Below are 24838 nucleotides of genomic sequence, written 5' to 3'. Positions count from 1 at the left end.
TACGGCGGCACGATCAAGATGCCCGTGACGCATCGTCTGAGCCTGACGGCCAAGGGCGATCAGCGGACCGAGGATCAGGGACTCGAGACCCGTGCGGTCGAATTGGACATGGGCTTTAAGCTGACCGATAAGTGGAGCTTCAGCACCGGAGTACGCGACGATCTGCGCAAGGACCGTTCACCGGTTGTGCCGCTAACCCAGGAACAGGGCGAGCGTACGGACGCGGTCGCGCAGGTGAAGTTCGATCCCGGCGGAGTGTGGCGTGCTTATGCCTTCGTCCAAGACACGGTCGCGGCAGACGGCAACCGCTTGGACAACGGTCGTATCGGTGCGGGAGGCTCCTATCGCTTAACGGAACGCTTCCGAATCGACGGCGAGGCTTCCGACGGAGACCTTGGGCTAGGGGGAAAAGTCGGCACGAGCTTCCTTTATTCCGAGCGGACCAATCTCTACCTTAATTATTCGCTCGAAAACGAGCGTGCGGACAACGGCCAGGAAGTCCGCCAAGGCAGCTTGATCTATGGAGAGAAGAGAAGGCTCTCAGATAGCTCCAGCGTCTACGTCGAGGAGCGATACCAGGACGGCGGGTCGATGAGCGGTCTTACGCACGCCACCGGAATCAACCTCGTAACCAAAGAGCGCTGGAATTTCGGAGGCAGCGCGGAGTTCGGGAAGCTCCGCGACTCGCAGACCAGTGCCGAGACCAAACGCAAGGCGGCTGGAATCCGCTTGGGTTACGGCCGTGAAAGGATTCAGTTCTCGAGCGCAGTCGAGTATCGCCGAGACGACGCAGAACAACCCGACACGACGCTCACCAAAAGGACTTTGTTGCTCTTCCGCAACAACTTCAAGCTCCAACTGACGCCTGATTGGCGAATGATCGGCAAGCTGGACCACTCGATCAGTAATAGCTCGCTCGGCGAGTTCTTTGGCGGCGGCTACACCGAGGCCGTAGTCGGTTACGCATACCGTCCTGTGTTACATGACCGGCTGAGCGCCTTGGTCAAGTACACGTATTTCTATAACGTCCCGACCACGGACCAGTTTACAGCGCAGAATACTGCGGCCGAGTTCATTCAGAAGAGCCACGTCGGATCGCTGGATCTGACATACGACCTCACGTCGAAATGGTCAATCGGCGGCAAGTACGCCCACCGCCTGGGAGAGATAAGTCTTGATCGCGACCAGCCGCAGTTCTTCGATAGCCCCGCGCACCTCGGGGTGTTGCGCATGGACTGGCGGTTCCTAACGGGCTGGGAGAGTATGGCCGAGGTGCGAATGCTAGAGCTGCCCGACATCACTCAACGCAACAGCGGCGCGCTGGCTGCGATCTATCGCTACCTCGGGAAGAACCTGAAGGTTGGCGCCGGCTACAACTTCACCAACTTCTCCGACGACTTGACCGACCTGAAATACAACCACAAAGGCGTATTCTTCAATTTCATCGCGACCAAGTGAGCCTCGCCTGGGTTCGAAGACGTTTTATAGAACCCGGCGTCATGCTGAGAGCAACGGACTCACCTTGAAACTGGCCGAATTCACTGCTGTTCGCGGAACAGCGAATTTATCAGCGAATTTAACAGCGAATTTTTTTAAAAAAGGCGGCGAGCAACGGACGATTCCGCGCAACCGCCTGCCGCCTCAGGGATTACGGAAATTCGCGATTTTCCCCGCCAGAAAGAACAGTGAATAACAGTGAATAAGCAGTGAATCATGAAATTCGCATCCGTTGCTCGCGCCCGCGTCCGAAGATTGCGGCGAGCACTCTCCCCGAGCCGCCCGAGTTCCAAAATGAAATTTTCGTTGACCGCAATCTTGACTCGTGGTAGCACCGAACTAATGTTCGGTGCTGGTTTTCACGTGGGAGCCCCGGATTTGGGTTTTCAGGTGGAAGCCCCCGGATTTATCCGGGGGCAATGCTTCAGCGTTGCAAAGAAGCGATTGCATAATAATGTTTGGGCTTTAGCCCCGGGGCGGTTCCCGATCTGAAACCCCACGGCTAAAGCCGGAGAAAAAAGAATGCTTGAATTGGCAAATCGAATCGACGCCGTTCATCGTCAGCGCATCCTTTTGAAAAAACCGCAAAAGGATGCGGCACCCATTTCTTAGGTACTGCAAGTCTGAAAATCAAAGGCAGCGAAGGCTGTGCCACCCGTCGTTCGCCTCTTCATTCCGTGCCTCCCGAACCGCTGGTGGCAAGATTGCTCTGCGTGCTCGTGCTCCCGCTTGGTCTCGGCGCACTCAAACCGTCGGCAAACAAGTAATTTTGCAATTGCACCGCGCTAGTCCAAAGTTCTCCCAACGTTTGAGCATAGTTTTCTTGCAATTGGAAAAATGTGCGTTGCGAAATGATTACCTCCGGATATGCAGCCGCCATGTTCCGGTATTTCTGTAGATAGAGCTCGTACGCACGCTGCGCTCGAGGAATCAACTGGGTCCTGTAGCGTTCGGCCTGCAACTTGTCAGTCGCGTACTGCTGCAGGAGCGGTTGGGCGCTCTGAGCGAGCCTGAGTTTGACTCGCTCGATCTCGCGCTGAGAGCGTTCCAACTCGTACTTCGAGGCCTGAACATTGCCCTGATTGCGGTTGAAGACTGGAATCTGGATGCTTGCGGTGGCGAAGCCCTGGGCGCCCACCGGTCGCATGGAAGAAGAATCGATTTCGCGATTCTGTTCCACACCCGCGCGAAGCGTCAGGTCGGGAACGGCTTCGCGTTTGTCTCGCGCGAGTGCCGCTTCAGCACGCCTGACTTCCTGCTCGGCGCGTTTGACACTGGGACTCTGGTGTACTGCGGCTTCCACCCAATGCTCGATGTCGATCTCAGGAGGGTGTTCGAGGTCGCCATTGAGGAGCGTCAATGTGAGGCCGGGCTGGCTGGACACAGCCGCCAGGGTACTGAAGGCCTGGATGTACTTACGCTGGGCGCGAGCGAGATCAATCTTTGCTTGCTCGGCTTCCACTTCCGTCTGGAGCACATCGGGCGCATCTGCCTGCCCGACATTGGCGAGCTGGTGAACGGTCGCAGCCGCGTCCATCGCAAGTTGCAGAAGCTGACTACGGACTTCCACAGTCTTTTGCGCGGCCAGAGCTTCATAAAATTGCACCCGAACAGCGCCTAAGATATCGAGCTTCTGCTCTTCAATGCCGATCTCATCCGCCTTATGCTGTTGTTCGAAAACATTCCTGCGCAGTCCAAGCTTTCTGCCGAGCACAATGTTCTGCTGAACGAAGCCGCCTTGCTCGCCTCCGCGAAACGATCCTCCGCGAATCTCTTCCCCTTGATATCCAATCGACGGATTCGGCCAAAGGCCAGCTTGTCGCGCCAGCCCCGAAGATTGACCAGCGATAGCCTGCGCCTGCGCTAACGTCGGATTGCTTTTGAGCGCAAGCTGCTCAAATTCGTCAATCTTTTTTGTCGGGCTTTTGCGAGCACTCTCCAACAGGTCCGTAACGGGAAGATTCGCTCCGGTTTTCTGTTCCGGATTCTCGGGTTCCTGCAAATCGCTGACATGGGAGGGAGTTGTTTCCGGGCTCCGCATCTGCATGTGTTCCATTTTCATTTCTGGCTGCGGATTAGCTTGTTGCTGCTGTTCTATCGTGGGCAAAGCCCCCTGAGGAGTCTGCATGCCAGGCGCTCCTGAAGGCCCCGGCTGTGGCGCCTGCTGATTTTGTTTTCGTGGCTCTTTTTGCTGGGGAATCTGCATGCCCGGCATCGGATGCTGTTGTTGTTGCGCCGGCATCTGCATGCCAGGCATCTGATGTTGGTGTTCCTGTGCGCCAGTGCCCGTTGCCAGGAGCAGCGCGAATGGTAGTGCGATAGTTCTTTTGGTTTTCATCGGCTGCTCCTATTTGGGGTGCTGCATGCCCGGCATATCATGCATTTCCATGCCCGGCATCTCAGGCTTATTCGATTTCTCTCCACGGTGAACGCGCTCCATCACCTCGGCGTACTTGTCGGGCTGAAGGACGCGCACAAGCGTCATCATGCCTTGCATGAATCCGCTCCAGCCCGGCGGCAAGCCATAGTTCTGCGGCTTGTCCACCATTTGGTCCATCGCCATCATCGGACCCTCCATATACGCATCCTGAGGAAAACCGGGAACCGAGTCGGCGTTTTGCGCGATGTCTCCGTTCGTTGTTTGCATGTCCATGCCCTGCATGTTCTGTTCAGAGTTCTTTTGGGAAATCGGTCCGTTACTCTTGGGAAAATCGTTGGTCGATCCGAAGCCCATTCCTCGGCCCAAGCTTGGTCCGTAGTCCTCGCCGGTAGGTACCCCGGGTTCTCCGGTGAGCATTCCCATTCCGTTTTCCATGTTCACGCCGGCGGGAGTGCCGCGGCCAATGCGCGACATCGGTCCGACGTTTGAGGACATCTGGTTCATCATGTGGTGGGGCAAGTGGCAGTGCAGCATCCAGTCACCCGGATTATTGGCGACGAACTCCACATCACGAGCTTGCGCCACGCCGACGAGAACCGTGTTTCCCGAAATCCAACCCGACTCTGGAATACGTCCACCCTCGGTTCCGGTGACCACGAACGTATGCCCGTGCAGATGGATAGGATGATGGTCCATTCCCAAATTGATCATGCGGATACGAACCCTATCGCCGAGGCGAACAATTAGAGGAGTATTCGCTGGTCCAGCTTTCCCGTTAATCAGCAGCCAGTTGAATTCCATGTTCATGGAATTCGGAACCACGTTGTTCGGTAGCACCGCATATTCCTGCAGAATCACCATGAAGTCTTTGTCTGCGGACGGCCGGTAAGACTGCTTCGGATGCATGATGAAGGCGCCAAGCATGCCCATCATTTCCTGCATGGCCATATGCGAGTGGTAGAAGTAAGTACCCTCTTGGTGCAGCGTGAACTCGTAAATGAAGCGTCCGCCAGGCTTGATCGGCATCTGGCTGATGCCGGGACCACCGTCCATGTTGTGGGGAATTTCGAAGCCATGCCAGTGCATCGAGGTAGGCTCGGGCAAGTGATTGTCCACGATGATGCGAATACGGTCTCCTTGATTGATCTGAATGGTCGGTCCGGGAGCGCTGCCGTTGAAGCCCCACAAAATCAATGTCTTATTGGGAGCGATTTGTTGCTTCACTGGCTCGGCAATCAGATGAAACACTTTGACGCCGTTATCCATGGTGAATGGCAAATCAGGTACATCCGGAGTTTGCACCGGCACGTTGAAACCCTGGTGGACGCCTGCTTTATGCTCCTTGCGAATTTGCCCTGTACTGCTCGATTCCTGGTGGGCAAACAATCGCGGAAGACTCAGCGCGCTTGCGCCAATCGTGAAAAAACCGCGCAGGAAATTACGACGGTCGCTCATAACGTGAACTCTCTCTTTCCAAAAATGGGGCGGGAATTTCGTGTCGTATATGCCAGAACCGCTCGTCTGAAAGACGAGTGAACAAGCTCCATCGCAACGACGGATGGAACTGTTGGGGAGCTAGTGGCTAAATCCGGAGAGGCTGCGCGTCGGAAGGCGGTCCTGAATCGACCAGCAAAGGACGATGCCGCTCGTACCAGCGTACGGAGTGCGATACAGAATGGAATTCAACGAAGACGCCCACCGGCAGAGACGGCGCATCCAATGCTGCTGTCAGGAGCGCATGATTATGTCCAACCAGACAGCAGGTATGATCCGGGGCATGCGGGCTTACCGGCACCGGAGTCGAATCATCCTCATGGCAGGCGGCTGGGGTAGACAGTGCCCTCGATAAACCAGCATTCGGCAGCAATAGCGCGGCGTTCCAGAAAAAAAGGGAGCCGAACAAGAAAAATGCGATCGCTTTTGAGGTGAATCGAAACACTGCTAGAAGATGATGCGCGCAAAGAGTAGTTTGAGGCAAACCGTAAGGCAATGCATATCGGGCCTAGGTCACGGATTTTGCCGGGTGCGCCACCTTTCATCTAATGCCATTTTGATTTTTTTCGTTGATGACCAAGCGGTGGGTGCCCTATCCTCCGCGCGGTTCTGAGGGTGGGTGAGAATGCACCCGGCATATGCCATACGCCGTTCAAAACAACTGTGTCTGCTTTCATCGCGACGAAGTGAGGCTTGCGTGGCTTCCAAGACCTTTTCTTGGGACGCTGTTTTGAAGTCTTTGCAAACAACCTCTTCGAAGAAAGTGCATTCTCCTTGAGCATCTGTTCCAAAGCGAATCTTACCGCTGCAATCAGATCATCAGTTCCCTGGCTATTTCGTCGCCTCCGCTCTTGCCAATATCACTGCTGCGCCGGAAGAGAGCGAATCGTAATAGTTCACCAGGCGTCGATCTGCTCGTCGGTGAGCAACTTGCCAAATGCGGGCATAATTTCCGAAAAGCCGCGCGCCAGCCCACCATTGATGATCACGTCTTTCCAGGCTGAGTTGGGCTCTGGCGTAGTCTGATCGCAACGAGTGAAATCGGGAAAGGTCTCGGGACGCTTGAATTCCGTGAGCGTCTCTGGCGCGCCACTACCATTCGTTCCATGGCAAGCGATACATCCCGATTTATAAATGCGCTCGCCACCTTTTGCGTTGTGAGATCGCTGGCGGATGGTTTGGAAAAAGAGAACTGCAGAGCTCGCAAACAAAATCACCGTAGCTGCGGCGACTGCTGTTGCTCCGGAATCGCGAAGTCTCATGCAGCCGTTCTGTCCACGGGCACACTTCCGCATTGATATCTTTGATAGAGGTCGCATCGGCTCAAAGTGAGCACGATAGCATCCACAGCAATCGCCCGCCAGGGACAGGCGAGCCCGACCTCGTCGCAAAGCGCAACTCTGCAGGCAAAATCAGTGGAGAGTCGCTGTGATTGCTCCGACGAATCGCTCCATCCGCACGTTGTGCATTCAAAACCTACTGTTGAGTTACAGGCGAAGCGTCAAGAATTCGACATTCCTCTGCACCGAATGTAGTCGGGTAGTGTTAGCTCAAACGCGCCGAGATCGAAATACTATTCGTGCCGCAATGCTGCAATTGGCTCTATTCGTGATGCGCGATGCGCCGGGATAGCGCATGCTGCGGCGGCAATTGCTGTCAGGAGCAGCGACACGGCCACGAAGATTCTCGGCTCATGCACGGAAACGCCGTACAGCAGGCTAGACAGCACACGTCCTATGGCAATGCTGGCCAACAGGCCGATACCTATACCAAGCATAGCCAGCTTCATGCCTTCAACAACGATCAGGCGCAGCACGCGGCTGCGCTGTGCGCCAAGAGCCATGCGCACTCCGATGTCGCGCGTCCGTTGGTTGACTGAGTACGACAGGATTCCATAGATCCCAAGTGCAGCAATTAATAGTGCTAGTAAAGCGAACGTGGCCAGCAACATGGCATTCAATCGCGGCTGTGCTGCGCTATTTGCGATCCACTCATCCATGGTTCTGATGTTGGCCAGCGCAAGTTCCCCGTCGAGTTCGTGGACGCGCTGCCGGATCGTCGGCAGGAGCGTCTCTGGTGCCCCTTCGGTCCGCACCACCACGTCCATCAGCGGCCATACATGCCAGGCCATCGGATAGTAAACGGTCGGTGATTCCTGGTTTAGCGCGGTGTTGCGGATATCGCCGGCAACGCCAATCACTGTGAATGCCTTCTTGGGATCGGCAACACGGTAAAACGAACGCCCGACCGCGTCAGCATCCCCCCACAATTTCTTTGCAGTGGCCTCGCTCACTATGGTGACGGAGAACGACTTGTTGTCATCAGCATCAGTAAAATCGCGCCCCGCGAGCAGCGGAACTCGCATCGCTTTGAAATATCCAGGACTCACGATGCGCCAATCGATCGGAACCACCGTTCCTGGAGCCAGGACCGAAGCCCCTAGAGGTTTGATGGGAGTCTGAGTGTAATTCCCATTTCCGAACGGAATGCCGCTGCAGACCGCCGCGTTCCTGACTCCGGGCGAGGATTGGAGCGAATCGATCAGGGCGCGATAGAACAGCGGGGCCTTTCCGTCCAGTGGATACTTCGCCGCTGGCGGAGCAAGCTGAAAGGTGATGATCCCGCGCGATTCGAAGCCCAGCTGCACCCGCTGCAGGTTGAGGAGAGTCTGGATCAGCAGTCCAGCGCCAATCAGCAGCATCGTCGCCAGCGCGAGCTCACTCGCTGCGAGGCCGTTGCGCAGGCGTGCGCGCCCGCCGCTCTCCGTGCCACGAGCAGTTTCCTTGAGCGCGTCATTCAGGTTTACCTTGGACGCGTGTAACGCGGGTGCTATCCCAAAGAACACACCTGCAGCAACCGTCAGTCCCATGGCAAACAAAAGGACTGATTGGTCCACAGGCACGCGCGGCACGGGGAGCAGGTTTGGTGGAAGCAGGCGATTGATCGCCGCCATCGCGAGAAGTGACACGAAAATGCCGATTGCGCCGCCCATGATCGAGAGCGCCAGGCTCTCGGTAAGCAGTTGTCGAAATACCTGCGCGCGAGCCGCGCCCATGGCAGTACGAACGGCAATCTCCTTCTGCCGAGCCACAGCTCGCGCCAGCAACAGGTTGGCAATGTTAGCGCAAGCGATCAGCAGTACGAAGAGAACTGAGCACATCAGCACGATGAGTCCGGTCTTGAGTTGCGGACTTACGAACGTGTCGAAAAGCGTGATGAGATGAATTCCCCAGTCGCGCACCTCCGGATACTGCTGGCCGACGTGCGCTGCAATGGTGTCCATCTCGGCTTGTGCCTGATCGAGGGAAATTCCCGGTTTGAGACGCCCGACAACAATAATGACGTGGTTCAGACGGACTTCGGTACCGGGATTGATCGTCAACGGCGTGTAGATGTCGCTTCCAGAGAACAGATTCAGCGATGCCGGAGCGATGCCAACGACGGTGGTCGGCACTCCGTTCAGAGTGATTGTCCGCCCGACGATCGCAGGATCAGCCCCGAACCGTCGCCTCCAGGCTCCTTCGCCAATCATTGCTACAGGCGCTCCGGTGGGCTTCTCCTCTTCGGCTGTGAAGGCTCGTCCCAGAATGGGAGTAATGCCAACGACGTGCGTCAGCGCTGGACTGATTCGATTTCCCGTGAATTGCTCAGGCTCGCCGGCACCTGTAAGAGTGAAGGTACTGAAACCGATTGCGGCGAGCTCCTCGAAGGTTCGGGTCTCCTCACGCCAGGAGAGGAAATTCAGTACCGACGCTCCGAAGTTCGGGAGCTTCAGTTTGTCATTTTTTTCTGCGACCTGTACCAATCTCTCTGGCTCATGAAAAGGCAGCGGCCGCAGCAGCACGGCGTTCAGGACGCTGAATATCGTGGTGTTCGCAGCAATCGCCAGCGCCATGGTCAGAATGACCGCAGCCGTGAACACCGGAGTGCTGCGCATCATCCGGAAACCATAGCGAAGATTCTTGATCAGCAAGCGATGCCCCTCTACGCAGACAAAAACTTTCGGGTTGCTGCCCAGAAGCTTAGACGGCTCCCCATCCGCCTGGTTAGGGAAATTGCTTCACCCGAGCCGCGACTGTATCACGACAACGGGAGTGTTAAACGACTATTCAGCCTGTCCTGATTCTTCTCTGCACCGCGTTTTGCATTGATCAGCTGAGTGGTTGTTGAATGAAATCTTCGTAACGACGCAATTCGGCGAGTGATGCTTGCGCGAGCAGAGGGAAAAGCCTTTGTCCCGAGCATCGCGAATCAGGAGGCCGTCGGAGTCGAATCCCGCTGCGACCAGCATGGTGCGCGCCCGTTTCAGGAAGTCAGGCCAGCCAGACACGATTGCAACCGGGGCCTGTCTTTGCGCCGGCATCCAGGACGCAAGCGATTCGGTCACGGACCGCACCCGCAAGCCAATGCACTCCATTCCCTGCGGAAGCCTGGCGCGAACGCGCTCCACTTTGCTGGGCATGGCCAGGGGAATTGCACTCTCGAGCAGCTCAGGCGAAGTGCATGCCTTGAAATCCGATGCCACTACGGGAAAAGTGACAGCTTGCCGGATCTCGGCTGTCACAATGGTTGCCAACTCTGCATCGGGCTCAATCAGCAGAAAATGATCGGGCGGCTGGAGATCGAGCCAGTGCCGCAGCCGCCTGCGAACCACGGTAAAGGCGATACCTGATTGCCGTGCGAAGCTGAACAAGCCGGCAATCTGGCGGTCGAGTACCAGTTCGGGCGACAGCGATTCCTGCTGATACTGCCGGCGAATGTAAACGCCGCTACCGTGACGTAACTCCAGCCATCCGGCTCTCTCCAGGTCTTTGTAAGCAGCGCTGACCGTATTGGCATGAATGCGGAATCGTCGCGCCAATTCCCGGGTACTCGGCAGGCGGACTCCGGTCTGGAGATCTTCGCTGAGTATCGCGAGGACAATCTGCGTCACCAGTTGCTCGCGGATCGGCACATCGCTGGCGTGCGAAATCCAAAAGCGCATGCGGTTGCCTAGTGTGGACTCACGACGATGCTTCGAGAGTGAACCACGATATCACCGATTGATATCATGCAATGCACATGGGCTCTTTGCGGTTGCAGTGTGGCACTCCGCAAAGTGTCACAAAAGCATCGAAGCATTGGCAAAGGCGCTTGTACTTTGCTCTTTATGCGATGGCATTCAGGAATCTGTGCTCACGGCGCCGGCTTGCGTCATTCCTGAACTGAGATTACGGTCACCGACTTGGGCTCCAGCTTCAGCGTCACTTTGCCGGCTTGAACGTGTGCAGAAATGGGCTTTGCTACAACACCGTTGGGGGACTCGAAGGTATTGACGCTATCAACTTTGACCGCAGTCAGCGATTCTCCAGCCGCTGATTTAGCGTTAATGCCTGAGAAGCTCGCTTCCACTTCTATCGGCTCATTGGGATCCAGATTGGTGATTTCCAGCCACAGCTTGCCTTCGCTGTTTTTAGCGGCAATGGCATCTACGCGCGGCAAACTGATATTGCCATACGTGTATTTACCGGCATCGAATGTGACCGGCACAAAGCTAGCGTCCTGAAATGGAAGATACATTTTGTAGACGTGATAGGTAGGAGTCAGGACCATCTTCTCTTTGTCTGTCATGATCATCGCCTGCAGAACATTGATCATCTGCGCGATGTTGGCCATGCGCACACGATCTGCATGTCGAGCAAAGATGTTCAGGTTCAGCGCAGCCAGAATGGCATCACGCAGACTGCCTTGCTGGACGAGAAAGCCAGGATTGCTGCCAGGTAATGGCGCATACCATGCACCCCATTCGTCCACGACCAGCGCGACCTTCTTCTGCGGATCGTACTTATCCATGATGGCCGCATGCTTATTTATTAAATCCTCCATGTCGAAAGTAGACTTGAGGACCTGAGCGTACTCAGCCTCGCCGAATCCCACGGACTTAAACGAAGGTGGCCACCTCACTACTGTGTATGAGTGCATGGAAAGGCCATTGATATCCCAACTCCACTGGTGGTGCTGGTAGGCCTTCATGATCGCCTCAGTCCAGTCGGTCCACCGCAGTTCGCCACCGCCAGGGCCGACGGCGATTTTCAACATTTTCTCTTTGTCCTGCTGCGCGGGATTGAAATTTCTCACGAACCGGCTGTAGATCTTAAGCTGGCTGAGGTAGTAATCCGGCGTCATATTGCCGCCGCAATCCCAACTCTCGTTCCCGATACCGAGATAGCCGATCTTGTAGGGAGCAAGATGACCGTTCGCGGCGCGCTCTTTTGCCAATGTAGTCGTCTGCGCTGTGGTCAGATACTCCAGCCACTCGGCAGCTTCGCGAGGAGTCCCTGACCCGACGTTGACCGAGATGTATGCCTCGGCGCCAATCTGGTCAACGAAGTCCATGAATTCATGAGTACCGAAAGTGTTCGGCTCGATAACACCTCCCCAATTGGGATTGAGCGTCACTGCTCGTTGCGGTCCGATACCATTGCGCCAATGGTATTCGTCGGCGAAGCATCCCCCTGGCCAGCGAATGTTCGGTACCCTTATTGCTTTTAGTGCAGCGACGACATCGTTGCGAATGCCGCGCGTATTCGGAATCGGAGAATCTGGACCGACCCAGATGCCGTCGTAAATGCCATGGCCCAGATGCTCGGCGAACTGGCCGAAGATATTGCGGTCGATTTTTGCGCCAGGCTTCGACGCATCAACCGACAACGCTACTTTCTTTGTCGCCGTCGCGGGCACGCTCAGAGGCACCACGAGCAGGGCGAGGAAAACAAGAAGTCGCCGCATTGTTGCTCTTCCAAAACGAAAACTCACTAGTTTGTACCTCAATGCAGTGAACTGTTAACGGCAACCTTCAAAAAACAGAGAATTCTTGCTGAAGAAGGGCATCAATTGATCCAGAAAAGCGTGGGCGACTCTGCTTGTCTCCCTCCGCTGAAGCGGTTCAATGCCGCTTGTCATCTGTCCTGCGCGCGCATGATAGCATTCGCCAACAAGTTTTCTGCAACAGTGGTTCAGGCAGCTAAGAATTCTGAGCTGCACTATTTCCTCGTTCACTTAAATTGCCGAGAGGAAATCCAGTTGATGATTGACCTCAAACAGTTTGAAGCCTGGTTGGTGACGGGAAGCCAGCACCTTTATGGACAGCAAACGCTGGATCAGGTCGCAACGCATTCGCGAGAAATCGCGAGCGCTCTGAATGACTCGCCTAACGTGCCGGTGCAAATCGTTTTCAAACCGGTGCTCACTACGCCGGAGTCGATATACCAGCTTTGCCTCGAAGCAAACAGCTCAGCAAACTGCGTCGGCCTCATCATGTGGATGCACACATTCTCTCCGGCACGAATGTGGATTCCCGGATTGAGAGCGCTGCGCAAGCCGTTTGTGCATCTCCACACGCAATTCAACCGCGAGCTGCCATGGGCAACGATCGACATGGAGTTCATGAATCTGAACCAGTCGGCGCACGGGGATCGCGAATTTGGCTTTCTCACAAGCCGCGGACGCATGCGGCGAAAAGTAATTGTAGGATTCTGGCAGGACGAAGATGTCACGGGCGAGCTGGCTAGCTGGTTGCGTGCGGCGTGTGCCTGGCAAGATGCGCAGCACCTGAAGATCGCACGATTCGGTGACAACATGCGCAAGGTCGCGGTCACCGAAGGTGACAAAGTTGAAGCCGAGATGCGGCTTGGATACTCGGTAAACGGATACGGCGTTGGTGAACTCGCCGACCACTTTAAACAAGTCAGCGACTCCGACGTAGACAAACTGATTTTCCAATATCAGGAATCGTATGCGGTTGCCGAACCGCTACAGGCGGACGGGGAGAAGCGGTCATCTTTGCGAGATGCAGCGCGAATCGAATTGGGACTGCGAAGTTTCCTTCAAGATGGCAACTTTGAAGCCTTCACGGATACGTTTGAAGACTTGCATGGCTTGCCGCAGTTGCCCGGAGTTGCAGTGCAGCGCCTCATGTCGGATGGGTACGGCTTCGGAGCCGAGGGCGACTGGAAGACGGCGGCGCTCGTGCGCGCGATGAAGGTGATGAGCTCCGGACTCAAAGGTGGAACGTCATTCATGGAGGACTACACCTACGATCTGAGGAACGGCGGCATGGTCTTGGGCGCTCACATGCTGGAGATCTGTCCTTCTATTGCGGATGCACGACCGTCGCTGGAAATTCATCCTCTGAGCATCGGCGGAAAGTCAGATCCAGTGCGCCTGGTCTTCAGCGGTAGAACCGGTCCCGCAATCAATGCGTCGATCGTCGATCTGGGGGATCGCTTCCGCATGATCGTCAATCAAGTCGACACTGTTGCGCCGGAGCATCCTCTGCCCAAGTTGCCGGTGGCCAGAGCCGTCTGGATTCCCAAGCCGAATCTAAAGGTGGCTGCAGCTGCATGGATTCTAGCCGGCGGAGCACACCACACCGGGTTCAGTCAGGCCTTGACCGCGCAGCATTTGGAAGATTTCGCTTTGATCGCCAATCTGGAATGTCTCTTAATCGACGCCAACACTTCCATTTCGGAATTCAATAAAGAGCTGCGGTGGAATGACGTGTACTACGGGTTGAAAGCGCTCGGAAACCAATTTCCCCTGTAGCTCCAAATCGCTTTCATTTAGAAGGAAGCTCTCGCAGATAAAATCTCAGCTGACCGTTTACCGGCTGCAACGTCAATGCGCCACAGTTTTCGATGATCCAATCTGGTCCTGCTTTCTGCAGCTCGGGCATGGTCACGGTGGTGGGAAACGCGATCACGCGGGATCCGGCGCCTTTTCCCGCTTTGATACCCGCCGGAGCATCTTCGATAACAATGCAATTCGCGCTTGAGAACCCCAGGCACTCGGCCGCTTTCCTGTAAGGCTCCGGATCGGGCTTGCCACGGGTAACGTCGCTGGAAGTTATAAAGAGTCTCGGTCGCGGTAAACCGGCGACGCGGATGCGAACCTCGGCGAGCGACCGCGTGGAGGAGGTAACGATCGCCCAACGTTTGGACGGAAGTCCATTTAGCAGCTCGAGTGTTCCAGGAAGTGGAACCACACCTTCCAGATCCTCTATCTCGCTGCGCTCGATTTTGCCGTTTTCGGCGCGATGGTCCGAATCGGGAAGAAGCTCGCGAATGGTCGCGATGCTTGGACGACCCTGTGCTCGCCGTACCACTTCCTCGGGATCGAAGCCGTGATCAAGCGCCCATTTTGTCCAAACTCGCGCGACGGCCGGCGTGGAATCGATAAGAACACCGTCCATATCGAAGAGCAGTGCATCTGCTTGTATCGGTACTGTCTGAGGCATTCCTTGCCGAATCGTAGCATGCATATACCGGTTCACGTGCAGAGTTCCAGCGATCTGTAATCCGATACTGTGCCATGCGCGGCAACTGAGATCGCGCTGGTTTGACAAAACAATTTCGCTGTTCTACTTTTGGCTGGCCTTAGCGCAACAAGCACGATATCCCTTACTAAAACATTTTAGATCAGGGGAATATCGGAATTGGCAACGACACGATCGGCTGGCAACGCATAGAAATGACGCTGGCAAAACTTCGCGAACAGGTGCTGGAGGCGAATCTTGACCTCGTACGCAAAGGTTTGGTTCTATACACGTTCGGCAACGTGAGCGGAATCTCGCGGCGCGACAAGATAGTCATCATCAAGCCCAGCGGTGTTCCCTACGACGATCTACGGCCCGAAGACCTGGTCGCAACAGATCTCGATGGGCACATGGTTGAGGGCGATTTGAGGCCCTCGTCGGATCTGCCGACCCATCTCGTCCTCTACAAGGCATTCCCTAACATCGGCGGCGTGGCGCATTCGCACTCGGAGTATGCAACTTCATGGGCGCAGGCGCGCAAGCCGATCCCGTGTCTCGGCACTACTCACGCCGACTATTTTCATGGGCCTGTGCCCGTAACTGACTCGATGCGCGACACTGAAATCACTGACGCTTACGAAGAAAATACTGGACACGTGATCGTCAAGACTTTCCAGGATATGAATTATGAGGCCGTGCCGGCGGTTCTGGTGGCGAATCATGGCCCGTTTGCATGGGGACCAGACGCGAAAACCGCGGCGCACAACGCCGTCATTGTCGAAACCGTCGCGCGTATGGCGTACTTCACGATGACGATCAACCATGAGGCGCAAGCCGTGGATCGCGCGCTGCACGACAGACATTACCTCAGGAAGCATGGGCGCAACGCTTACTACGGCCAGGAACGAGAACTCAATTCGAGAAAAGGACGATAAATGACTCCACTACCAGCGATGTTCGTCGCAACGCGACTGGTGCGTCTCTCAGCAGTGGATTTAGCCATTATTGTGATTTATTTCGTGTTAGTTCTGGCGATCGGTTTTTACCTCAAACGCTTCGCCACTACCGGCGAGGACTTCTTCCTCGCCGGCCGCGAGATGACGGCCTGGGTCGCCGGGCTTGCCTTCGTCTCAGCGAACCTGGGCTCGCTGGAGCTCCTCGGATGGGCCGGGAACGCTTACCAATATGGGATTATGGCTGCTCACTGGTATTGGATAGGAGCCATTCCCGCAATGGTCTTCCTTGGCCTGGTGATGATGCCGTTTTACTACATCTCCAAGACTCACTCGGTGCCCGGATACCTGAAATTGCGCTACGGCTCGGAAGCAAGCACCCTAAGCGCAATCACATTTGCCTTCATGACCATTCTTATGTCGGGCGTCAATATGTATGCCATGGCAGTTGTCATGGAGGTAGTGCTTGGCTGGAACTTGCATTTCAGCATCATTGTTTCTTCACTAACGGTCGGTGTGTACGTCGCCGCAGGCGGCCTCTTCTCTGCGATTTTTAACGAAGTGCTGCAATTCTTCCTAATCTGGTTTGGGGCTCTGCTGATTCCGATTCTGGGATTGATTGAAACTGGCGGATGGAGCGGGATGGTGGCGCGCATTCACCAGAATTTCCCAGGTCAGGAGTTCACGCACATGTGGGCTCCTATGAGCTCCGCCGACAAGAACCCTATGGGCGTTTACTGGGTTGCAATCGTCTTTGGTTTAGGCGCCGTGCAGTCTATGGGGTACTGGACTACGGATTTCCTGGTCGTACAACGCGTGCTCTCGGCAAAGGATGTCCGGTCAGCAAAGCTGGCGCCGATCATTGGCTCTTTCTTCAAGATGGCTGTGCCTCTGATCGTGATTCTTCCCGGACTCTTGGGTCGCGCGGTCCTGCCCTGGCATCTCGTTCCGGGAAACCAGGCACAGCCAGGACAATTCAAATACGACGACGTGCTACCTCTGATGCTCGCGCGCTATTGTGGTCCCGGCTTGATGGGCTTAGGAATCACGGCACTGGTCGCAGGATTCATGGCCGGAATGGCCGGCAATGTGAGCGCCTTCGCCACGGTATGGACGTATGACATCTACCGACCGTATCTACGCAAGGATGCGCCGGACTCGCACTATGTTTCCATGGGCCGATGGTGCACGATGATCGGTTTATTCGTGAGTATTGGTACCGCCTATCTGGTTCAGTACAACAAGAGCATGATGGACTACGTGCAGGCGCTCTTCGGATTCTTTATCGCGCCTCTGTTCGGCACGGTTTTGCTCGGCATGCTTTGGAAACGCGTTACCCGCATGGCGGGATTTTGGGGATTGCTGGCGGGAGTAGGCTCTTCCGTAACCATATTCCTCCTGATGAAATTTGATGAACGCTGGGTACGCGTTTTCGCTCTGTCTCCGGTGGCGCAACCGTTAGCACAGGCTATGTGGCAAGCCATGTGGGCGTGCATCACATGTGTGGTTGTCACAGTTCTCGTAACTCTCGTGACCAAACCACGACCTGATCAGGAGCTGGTCGGCCTCGTCTACAGCTTGACGGAAAAAGCTCATGAAGAGCACGTACGTTGGGTACATCGACCGCTCGTATGGGGAGTCCTGGCTCTGATTCTTCTAGTAATCCTGCAAATCATTTTCTGGTGAGACGCTGATGAGGGAAAAACACCACATCATTCCGGTATGGTTCTTCGTAGGCTTGCTGCTCCTTATTTATGGAGTACTGATTCTCATAACTGGCCTCGCACAATGGTCGAATCCGCCTGCTGATGTCCAGCTGACCAACTTGCACGCATCTGTATGGTGGGGTGGTTTGCTGATCGTTTTAGGCACCGTGTACTGCTACATGTTCCGGCCCGGAAAGAGCGCATAGTCGGTCAAAGGGATCTGAATGGCCATCGTCGCGGGAGTGGACTTCGGCACTCTGAGCGTACGCGTGTCACTGGTCGACAGCGAACGTGGACTGCTGGAATCTGCCGTGGCGGGGTATCCACTACATCGCAGTCGCGACGATCCCGAATACGCCACTCAGTCACACGACGATCACCTGAAGGCACTAACCGCTGCCATGCGGGAGGTGTTTGCCAAATCGGGAATTCCAGGCAATGACGTTGTGGCCATTGCGCTCGACACCACAGGTTCCACGGTCATTGCGGTGGATCGAGAGCTGAAGCCGCTTGGCGAGTACTACCTGTGGTGCGATCACCGCGCAAAGGGCGAGGCGGAAGAGATCACCGAGGCAGCGCACCGCGAACGCCTGCAGGCGATCGAGTGGTGCGGCGGCGTGTACTCGTCTGAGTGGGGATTCTCCAAGCTTCTGCACTGGCTGCGTCACAATCCTGACAAACGTGCTCAATTTGCTTCAGCCTTCGAGCACTGCGACATGATTTCCGCGACGCTTTGCGGTATTACCGATCCCAAAAACGTAAAACGCAGCATCTGTGCCATGGGACACAAATGGCTCTGGAATGCCAGTTTGGGAGGACTGCCGCCCGAGGAGTTTCTGGTCAAAGTCGATCCACTGTTCAAGGGGGTTCGCGAAAAGCTGCAGGGAGAGTATGCGACATCGGGGCATATCGCCGGCAAACTATCTCCTCATTGGGCACAAAAACTCGGACTGCAGCCTGGAATTCCCATTCCGGTAGGAGCATTCGATGCCCACTGGGATGCCATTGGTGCCGGCTGCCGCACCGACGACATTGTGAACGTCGTTGGAACATCCACTTGCATCATCGGAATCACGCCGTCCGTCAATCTCGTGCCTGGCGTTTGCGGCGTGGTGCCGGGAAGTGTTCATCCGCAGCGCACCGGCATCGAAGCGGGACTCTCCGCAGTAGGCGACATCTTCAATGGGATTGCAACGCGCGCCGGCACCGATGTCGCGAGCCTCGGTCGGGAGCTTGAGGACTATCGCGCCGGACAAACCGGATTGCTGCGTCTCACCTGGGACAACGGAGACCGTACCGTGCTGGTCAATCCCAACCTGCGCGGTATCACTTTGGGCTGGAATCTGCAGAGCACGGCAGCCGACGAACTCTTTGCCGCCATTGAAGGCACTGCCTTGCATACCCGGGTGATTCTCGATCGCATGACAAGCCACGGCGTTACGATCAGGCGCGTGATTAACGCCGGCGGCATCCCGCAAAAGAACGATATTTTGAACCGTGTTTATGCAAACGTGCTAGGCAGGCCGGTCCTCGTCCCCAGCAAGAGCGTCGTGAGTCTAGGATCGGCGATCTTCGCATTCCTCGCTGCAGGGATATTTGCAACAGTCGAAGAGGCGCAGGACAAGATATGTCCACCTCACAAAAAATTTGAACCAGACACCGCCGAGCAGCGCGTCTATGATCGTCTTTACGATCTTTACAGCAAGATCTATTTCGAATTTGGACAAAGGACCGGAAGCTTCGGAACGATCTTACCCGCTTTGATCGAGGTCTCAACCGCGCAGACCAAAACTTCCGTGACGAGAACCTCACCAGAAAAGGACGTGCGAACGAATGAGAGAAACTTGGGCTGATCTTATGAAAATGATGCCGCTTTTGCTGCTGTGTTTGATCATGTATGTGACGACCATGGAGGCAAAGACGAACGTGTCCAAGCAGGCTTTCGGTAAGATGCCCGACGGGACTGCCGTCGACGTTTACACGCTCACCGAAGGCCCGGTCGAGGCAAAGATCATCACTTATGGCGGCATCGTCGTCTCGCTGAAAGTGCCAGACAAGTCGGGTAAATCCGACGACGTTGTGCTCGGATTCGACTCGCTCGATGACTACGTCAAGATCAGCAATGCTCCTGCAGGAAATCCATTTTTCGGCGCGATCATTGGACGATACGCAAATCGAATCGCAAAAGGAAAATTCACTCTCGACGGCAAGCAGTACTCGGTGCCCATCAATAACCCGCCAAATTCTCTGCATGGCGGCCCGCACGGATTCAACAATGCGGTGTGGAAAGCCAAGGAGATTCCAAACGGAATCGAGCTTACCTACCTGAGCAAGGATGGCGAAGCCGGATATCCCGGAAATCTGACTGCGACAGTGCGCTACACGCTTACAAACTCAGCCCTGCGAATCGACTATTCGGCGACTACGGATAAAGACACGGTAGTCAACCTCACTAACCATTCTTACTTCAACCTAGCCGGACAGGGACATGGTGACATCCTGAATCACATGCTCACGCTGCACGGCTCGCGCTTCACACCAGTCGACTCAACTCTGATCCCCACCGGTGAGCTTCGCCCAGTAGCGAATACTCCGTTCGATTTCACCAAGTCGACGCGAGTCGGCGACCACATCGACGCCGACGACGAGCAGATCCGCTTCGGCAAAGGCTACGATCATAACTGGGTGCTCGACTCGCCAGCCAGCAAGCTTTTCGAGGCCGCCGAAGTCTATGAACCAACGACCGGGCGCGTGCTCCGCGTCTCCACTACCCAACCGGGCATCCAGTTCTACACAGGAAACTTCCTCGACGGAACGTTGCAAGGCAAGGGCGGTGCCAGATACATACGTCGCGGCGCACTCTGCCTGGAGACCCAACATTTTCCTGATTCACCGAATCATCCTAAGTTTCCATCGACCGAACTCAAACCCGGGCAGCACTACCACACCGTTACGGTGTTCACCTTTTCGACTCGCTGATTGCGAGCCCTTGAAATGGATCTCCGCAATTCCTGGTTCAGGGAATCACTCAGGGAATAATGGCAGGATTAACTCGCTGCAGAAACCGACTCTGCTCCCCCAGCTTTCAGGAGTTCCTGAATCGTTTTCAGAAGCTTTTCCGGATCACTGGAGGGCACAATGGCATCAACGCTGACAGGAAGCTCGGAATGACGTTGGCGTTCTTCCAGCAGGATAACAGGAAGAGTAGGGCGAATATTTTTCAGCGCCGTCGCCACAGAAACTTCTTGCCCGCGAATCGATTCGGCATCCAGAACCGCCAATGCAATTCTCTCTGCGACGCAGACTGCAACTCCGTTCTCCCGAGTAGCTGCAATCAGAATTCGCAATTGTGAATACCTCAAAGCATGATCCAGGATGTCCAATGCCTTTGCGGAACAAGCAACGCAGAGTACACGTGATAATTGATCAGAAGACTGCATGGGGGGCGCATGGAGTGGGATGTCGCAATCGGGTGCCCGGTTGGAAAGCGTCTTTTTGCACCTACAGCCACAGTCGCATTTCCCGAGCTGCGGCTTGTCCGACCTGACCTAGGGGAATTGGCTGTTAGTCAAGCATTATGCCTGCCCACTATAGGCCTCACTAGGTAAGGTATGTGAGCCATTCCTGAAATGAAACCAAAAGGCAAAATCACGTCTCGACGTGCTTCTGCTCATTCCAAGACAACCACTCAAAAGAATCAGCATCTAACCGCGCATTCTTGACCCGTGCTCGCAGACGATCACGTCGTGGTTCGTAACAACTCATGCCTCACCGAGTGCCGGCGCGTTCATCCTTCTTTAACCCAAACTCATTAACACTTTCCAATGCAAATGCGAAAAGGAGACCTCAAATGAAGAGCATGATGCGAAAAGTGTCTGGAGTCGCGATCCTGCTCCTGGCGAGCGGGATTCCGCTGCTGGGCGCAAAGGATTCTAGCTTCACTGTGCCCGTGACAGGGAGCAATGGCTTTACTGGAACAGCAACGATCAATGGATTCGTGAATCAAGGCGGGCACATCGTCGCGGTCGGGTTCGTGGCGAATTCGGCTCGGACTGCGTTCGCCGGCGTAGTCTGGCAGCAAGTCACTCTCACGGCCGACACTGGAGGACTGGCCGCGTACCCTGGTCCGGCGCCCAACGTTGCCCATCTAACCCGAATCGCCTGGTCGCCGGATCGACAGGGAGCGAAACTCGTACCCGTTGCGACGTCCGGCGATTGTGGAGTTGTGAATGTTAACTTGCTGGGTGCGACAAACGTCGACCTTGCCGGCGCTCGAGTGGACTTGGAGCCGATTGGGATCAGTGTCAGTGGACAGTCGGGCACTCCGGTGGGCACCATTGTTTGCTCACTTCTGAGTCTTGTACAAAGCGTTGGCGGTATTGTGGGCAGTGTGGGTAACGTGGTGAATCTGCTCAATAGCCTGCTCGGCGCGTTGACAGGATCGCTCGGCGGCTTGACTGGCGCCTGACGGTAACAGAACCAAGACAGAGTTTCTGTGCTGCATTCCTGGCTGGTCTGGCCAGGAATGGAGCATAGATCGGAAGTCGTTCCCAATCCGGATCGCGTAACTCCTCTAATCGCCGCCTTCGCCTTCTGACGCTGACAACAACTCCCCCCGGATAAAGCCTGAGCATCGGTGTGAGGTGGAGTTTGTGGAGCGCACAAAAGGCGGAAGACTGCGACATGCGGAGTTTCGTCGGCTAATCAATTAGCTGAATGTGCAGCCTTTACCTCAGGTTTCTCTGTCCGCAGGTTCCAGTTTTGTTTCTCCGTACTTGGAGAATTTCTTTCGTGGCTGTGTCCGTTCAGAAAAAATCAAAGGTTGCGCAAAGCCCCTAATCCGATCCTCGCGAACTGCCGCTCGGCGCACTCAGCAGCCTGCATCAAAGTCTTTAAACTGAAGCACGGGGGGAGGCACCAATGGGAAATGTTTTGCCAGCCATCCTGATCGTAATTGTGTGCTTTCCATTTGCCTTCAATGCGCAATCTCTGAAACCACTACCAACGGAGTTTGTTGATTGTGTGACGAACCAGCGCGGGGTTCCTGTGGCATCCAACAAACAACAGACGCCGCTGATCAAGTCAAGAAGCGGAATCGTTGCCTATGCAGAAATAACTGCCCAATCATCAACTATTGGGCAATGTCAAAACAGCACTACAGTGTACGTTGGGCAAGGTAACGGCTCATTTCGGCGCGTACTTCGGCAGGGTGTAGAACGGATCTCTGACGGCAGCATCTATGACGGAAATGGCGTCGCATACATGAGTTGGTCTCCTTCTGGAAGGAATCTTCTGGTTGTTCTTTTTCAGTGGATCTGGGGAACCGACGGGGACGGTAACTACAAATATTTCCTGATCAAGGCAGGGGACAATGCCGCGAGGTTGATGTTTCCGGAACGCGCCATTTGGGAGCAGTTCAAACACCCGTGCTACGCGCAAATCAGCTTCAACAGCTGGGTTGACGACGAACGGATTCAGCTGGAGACACGCCCATTTATCAACTTTGACGAGGAAGGCAAACCCGACCCAACTCCGTCATGCATCAAGGAGCCAACGATGTTTTCGTTCGACGTGCTTACTGACGCGGTAAGCGGATCTTCGGCAAATTTTTAAGCTGGGAACCATGATCACGCTCTTTCCGAAGGCCGTTCCGGAGATTCCGGTTAGCAATGTGGAGAAGGCGGCTGAGTATTACGTGAATGTGCTGGGGTTCCATTTCGACTGGGGGAACGACCAGGGCGGGATCGGGGGGATCTCGCAGGGAGAATGCCGGATGTTCCTAACCAACGCGCCATTCCGCCAAAGCTATGGTACTGCGGGCGCGGTCATGGTCTGGCTGAATCTCAGGAGCAAGGATGAAGTCGACGAACTGTATCAAAGGTGGAGGAAAGCCGGAGCGAAAATCCTAGCCGAGCCGGAGGACAAACCGTGGCACTTGCGCGAGTTCAGAGTCGCCGATCTGGATGGCAATCAACTGCGCGTGTTCTACGATTTTTCCGCGGAGTTGCGGCACAGGTGACGAGGGATAGCCAAAATGAACCTCAACGACTGCAGATAAATCCAAAAATGAACGTCAAGGACTGCAGATAAATTGCAGATAAATAAGGAGAACCGGCCGCCCCCGGCCGTGTGTTTGTTTGGGACTGCTATGCTTCTGCGGCGTGAAGCTCCGCGCAGTCTCTACGGATACGGACATCTTCAAAAATAGAAGTACTGCATATCAGTCCCGAGCAAACACACGGCTGGGACGGCCGGTTCTCCTTAAACGTTGCGCGCGAAGCCGCTTTTGCAGCAGCGGGAGCAGATGTCGCTGGTTCTTCGTCGCTCTGGACTTCATCGTTGCTAGTTTGAGAGCAACGGACTGAGCTTGAATCTGGCTTAATTCACTGGTCTTCGCGGAACAGCGAATTTATCAGCGAATTTAACAGCGAATTTTTTCTTCAAGACATGGCGAGCAACGGACGATTCCACGCAACCGCTTGCTGCGCCGGGGATTACACAAAATTGCCATTCTGGTCCGCCAGCAGGAACAGTGAATAACAGTGAATAAGCAGTGAATTCTGCACTTCGCAATCCGTTGCTCGCCTCGACAACGATCCTGCCGCCTTCACCCTTCTCGTCAGGCGTTCTCTTCCACAATTGACGATTTTTGTTGATTTTCACCACGAATCCCGGTACCAGAGAAAATAGAGGGTTGGTGAAGAGATAGCGAATATCGCCCATTCACCGTACCACGAACTGACTAGCTTGCGAAGCAAAAAGAGCTCCTCGCGAGATGAAATTCATTTTTTACTTGCGCTCGGCGGAAATTCGGGTTAGCAGGAAATTAAGAGTTGAATTAGACGAGGACTCAGGGAGCGATCGTTAGATGGCAAACTACCAAGTCGGATATGGCAAACCGTCCAAGGCAGCGCAATTCAAAAAAGGAATTTCCGGCAATCCTCGCGGACGGCCCAAAGGCAAGCGCAGTCTTATCAGCGTGCTTCAGGAAACGCTGAACGAAAGCGTCGTGATCGAAGAAAAGGGCGAGAAGCGGACGGTAACCAACCTGGAAGCCGCAATAAGACGCCTGGTCGAGAGCGCAACCGCTGGAAATATGCACGCCTTCCGCGCCCTGTCGGCGCTTACGCTGGCAGCAGAGAATGCGGCACTGCCAGAAACAGCCGCGGATCTAGCCGAGCAAGACCGCAAAGTCCTCGAAGGCCTGACGCAGCTGATGAAGAGCGAGCTGGATGGGAAAAGCACCCACACCCGAAATCGATGAAACCACAAAGGGCACGAAGGAACACGAAGGCAGGCAAGGATTGACACTCTTTAGCTCTGTCATCCTTCTATGAAAACAGGCGTACCTGTCCATAGGGTGGTTGCGGTGGTGATGCGGACAGACTTCTATGCGTGCTCGAGGCACATAAGGTTCGTCCGTGGCCGGCGGCTCCATCTGAGCGACGTCCTCGAGGGACAAGGATGACAACGAGCTCACCGGTTTGCCTTACACCGACCGCAAACCCAAAATCCT

Annotated in this window: 22 protein-coding genes; 12 read left to right on the top strand and 10 right to left on the bottom strand. The window is 55.2% G+C overall.

Annotated features, from left to right (window positions below; translation table 11 throughout):
• Positions 1-18 precede the first annotated feature (18 nt).
• Positions 19-1458: a hypothetical protein gene (locus DMG62_21360; GenBank protein PYY20915.1), complete on the top strand. Its 1440-nt coding sequence runs from the start codon at positions 19-21 to the stop codon at positions 1456-1458.
• A gap of 333 nt (positions 1459-1791) precedes the next feature.
• Positions 1792-1989 (top strand): hypothetical protein, encoded by a 198-nt coding sequence (locus tag DMG62_21355; protein PYY20914.1) that lies wholly within the window; start codon positions 1792-1794, stop codon positions 1987-1989.
• Positions 1990-2167: 178 nt separating this feature from the next.
• On the opposite strand, the gene DMG62_21350 is transcribed toward DMG62_21355, so the two are convergent.
• From DMG62_21350 to DMG62_21320, 7 genes are all read right to left on the bottom strand, one after another.
• On the bottom strand, positions 2168-3835 hold the full coding sequence (locus DMG62_21350; GenBank protein PYY20913.1) for a TolC family protein: 1668 nt from the start codon (positions 3833-3835) through the stop codon (positions 2168-2170).
• 9 nt (positions 3836-3844) lie between these two features.
• Positions 3845-5332, bottom strand: coding sequence for a copper oxidase (locus DMG62_21345; GenBank protein PYY20912.1), 1488 nt, complete (start codon positions 5330-5332; stop codon positions 3845-3847).
• 127 nt (positions 5333-5459) lie between these two features.
• Positions 5460-5816, bottom strand: a complete 357-nt coding sequence (locus DMG62_21340) for a hypothetical protein (GenBank protein PYY20911.1) — start codon at positions 5814-5816, stop codon at positions 5460-5462.
• Positions 5817-6267: 451 nt separating this feature from the next.
• The gene (locus DMG62_21335) at positions 6268-6633 is read right to left on the bottom strand and encodes a hypothetical protein (protein PYY20910.1); all 366 of its coding nucleotides are present in this window, start codon (positions 6631-6633) and stop codon (positions 6268-6270) included.
• A 311-nt stretch (positions 6634-6944) separates the two neighbouring features.
• Entirely contained in the window at positions 6945-9344 is a 2400-nt protein-coding gene (locus DMG62_21330) for a hypothetical protein (GenBank protein ID PYY20909.1), read from the bottom strand.
• 132 nt (positions 9345-9476) lie between these two features.
• Entirely contained in the window at positions 9477-10355 is an 879-nt protein-coding gene (locus tag DMG62_21325; protein ID PYY20908.1) for a hypothetical protein, read from the bottom strand.
• 209 nt (positions 10356-10564) lie between these two features.
• Positions 10565-12139 carry an alpha-N-arabinofuranosidase gene (locus DMG62_21320; GenBank protein ID PYY20907.1) on the bottom strand — a complete coding sequence of 525 codons (1575 nt, stop codon included), beginning with the start codon at positions 12137-12139 and terminating at the stop codon, positions 10565-10567.
• A gap of 297 nt (positions 12140-12436) precedes the next feature.
• On the opposite strand from DMG62_21320, the gene DMG62_21315 reads away from it, so the two are divergent.
• Positions 12437-13954 carry an L-arabinose isomerase gene (locus DMG62_21315; protein ID PYY20917.1) on the top strand — a complete coding sequence of 506 codons (1518 nt, stop codon included), beginning with the start codon at positions 12437-12439 and terminating at the stop codon, positions 13952-13954.
• A 13-nt stretch (positions 13955-13967) separates the two neighbouring features.
• Here DMG62_21315 and DMG62_21310 read toward each other — a convergent pair whose 3' ends face one another.
• Positions 13968-14645 (bottom strand): HAD family hydrolase, encoded by a 678-nt coding sequence (locus tag DMG62_21310; protein ID PYY20916.1) that lies wholly within the window; start codon positions 14643-14645, stop codon positions 13968-13970.
• A 233-nt stretch (positions 14646-14878) separates the two neighbouring features.
• Between DMG62_21310 and araD the strand changes: the two genes are divergently transcribed.
• Genes araD through DMG62_21285 form a run of 5 tightly spaced genes read left to right on the top strand, consistent with a single transcriptional unit; the run spans position 14879 to position 20301 of the window.
• Positions 14879-15598 (top strand): L-ribulose-5-phosphate 4-epimerase, encoded by a 720-nt coding sequence (gene araD / locus DMG62_21305; protein ID PYY20906.1) that lies wholly within the window; start codon positions 14879-14881, stop codon positions 15596-15598.
• Positions 15599-17302 carry a Na+/galactose cotransporter gene (locus DMG62_21300; GenBank protein PYY20905.1) on the top strand — a complete coding sequence of 568 codons (1704 nt, stop codon included), beginning with the start codon at positions 15599-15601 and terminating at the stop codon, positions 17300-17302.
• A gap of 7 nt (positions 17303-17309) precedes the next feature.
• Positions 17310-17528 carry a hypothetical protein gene (locus DMG62_21295; GenBank protein PYY20904.1) on the top strand — a complete coding sequence of 73 codons (219 nt, stop codon included), beginning with the start codon at positions 17310-17312 and terminating at the stop codon, positions 17526-17528.
• A gap of 18 nt (positions 17529-17546) precedes the next feature.
• A complete protein-coding gene (locus tag DMG62_21290) occupies positions 17547-19175 on the top strand; it encodes a ribulokinase (GenBank protein ID PYY20903.1) in 1629 nt (542 codons plus the stop codon).
• A gap of 4 nt (positions 19176-19179) precedes the next feature.
• Positions 19180-20301: a galactose-1-epimerase gene (locus DMG62_21285; protein PYY20902.1), complete on the top strand. Its 1122-nt coding sequence runs from the start codon at positions 19180-19182 to the stop codon at positions 20299-20301.
• A 68-nt stretch (positions 20302-20369) separates the two neighbouring features.
• On the opposite strand, the gene DMG62_21280 is transcribed toward DMG62_21285, so the two are convergent.
• Entirely contained in the window at positions 20370-20669 is a 300-nt protein-coding gene (locus DMG62_21280) for a hypothetical protein (protein ID PYY20901.1), read from the bottom strand.
• 503 nt (positions 20670-21172) lie between these two features.
• On the opposite strand from DMG62_21280, the gene DMG62_21275 reads away from it, so the two are divergent.
• From DMG62_21275 to DMG62_21265, 3 genes are all read left to right on the top strand, one after another.
• Entirely contained in the window at positions 21173-21790 is a 618-nt protein-coding gene (locus DMG62_21275; GenBank protein PYY20900.1) for a hypothetical protein, read from the top strand.
• Positions 21791-22242: 452 nt separating this feature from the next.
• On the top strand, positions 22243-22935 hold the full coding sequence (locus DMG62_21270) for a hypothetical protein (protein PYY20899.1): 693 nt from the start codon (positions 22243-22245) through the stop codon (positions 22933-22935).
• A gap of 10 nt (positions 22936-22945) precedes the next feature.
• The gene (locus DMG62_21265) at positions 22946-23341 is read left to right on the top strand and encodes a bleomycin resistance family protein (GenBank protein PYY20898.1); all 396 of its coding nucleotides are present in this window, start codon (positions 22946-22948) and stop codon (positions 23339-23341) included.
• A 359-nt stretch (positions 23342-23700) separates the two neighbouring features.
• Here DMG62_21265 and DMG62_21260 read toward each other — a convergent pair whose 3' ends face one another.
• Entirely contained in the window at positions 23701-24045 is a 345-nt protein-coding gene (locus DMG62_21260; GenBank protein PYY20897.1) for a hypothetical protein, read from the bottom strand.
• A gap of 145 nt (positions 24046-24190) precedes the next feature.
• On the opposite strand from DMG62_21260, the gene DMG62_21255 reads away from it, so the two are divergent.
• The gene (locus tag DMG62_21255; GenBank protein ID PYY20896.1) at positions 24191-24586 is read left to right on the top strand and encodes a hypothetical protein; all 396 of its coding nucleotides are present in this window, start codon (positions 24191-24193) and stop codon (positions 24584-24586) included.
• The last annotated feature ends 252 nt before the right edge of the window (positions 24587-24838 follow it).

Source organism: Acidobacteriota bacterium, assembly GCA_003225175.1.
Taxonomy (GTDB): domain Bacteria; phylum Acidobacteriota; class Terriglobia; order Terriglobales; family Acidobacteriaceae; genus Gp1-AA112.
The sequence above is the reverse complement of the archived record's forward strand: the minus strand, read 5'-3'. Positions and strand labels throughout refer to the sequence as shown.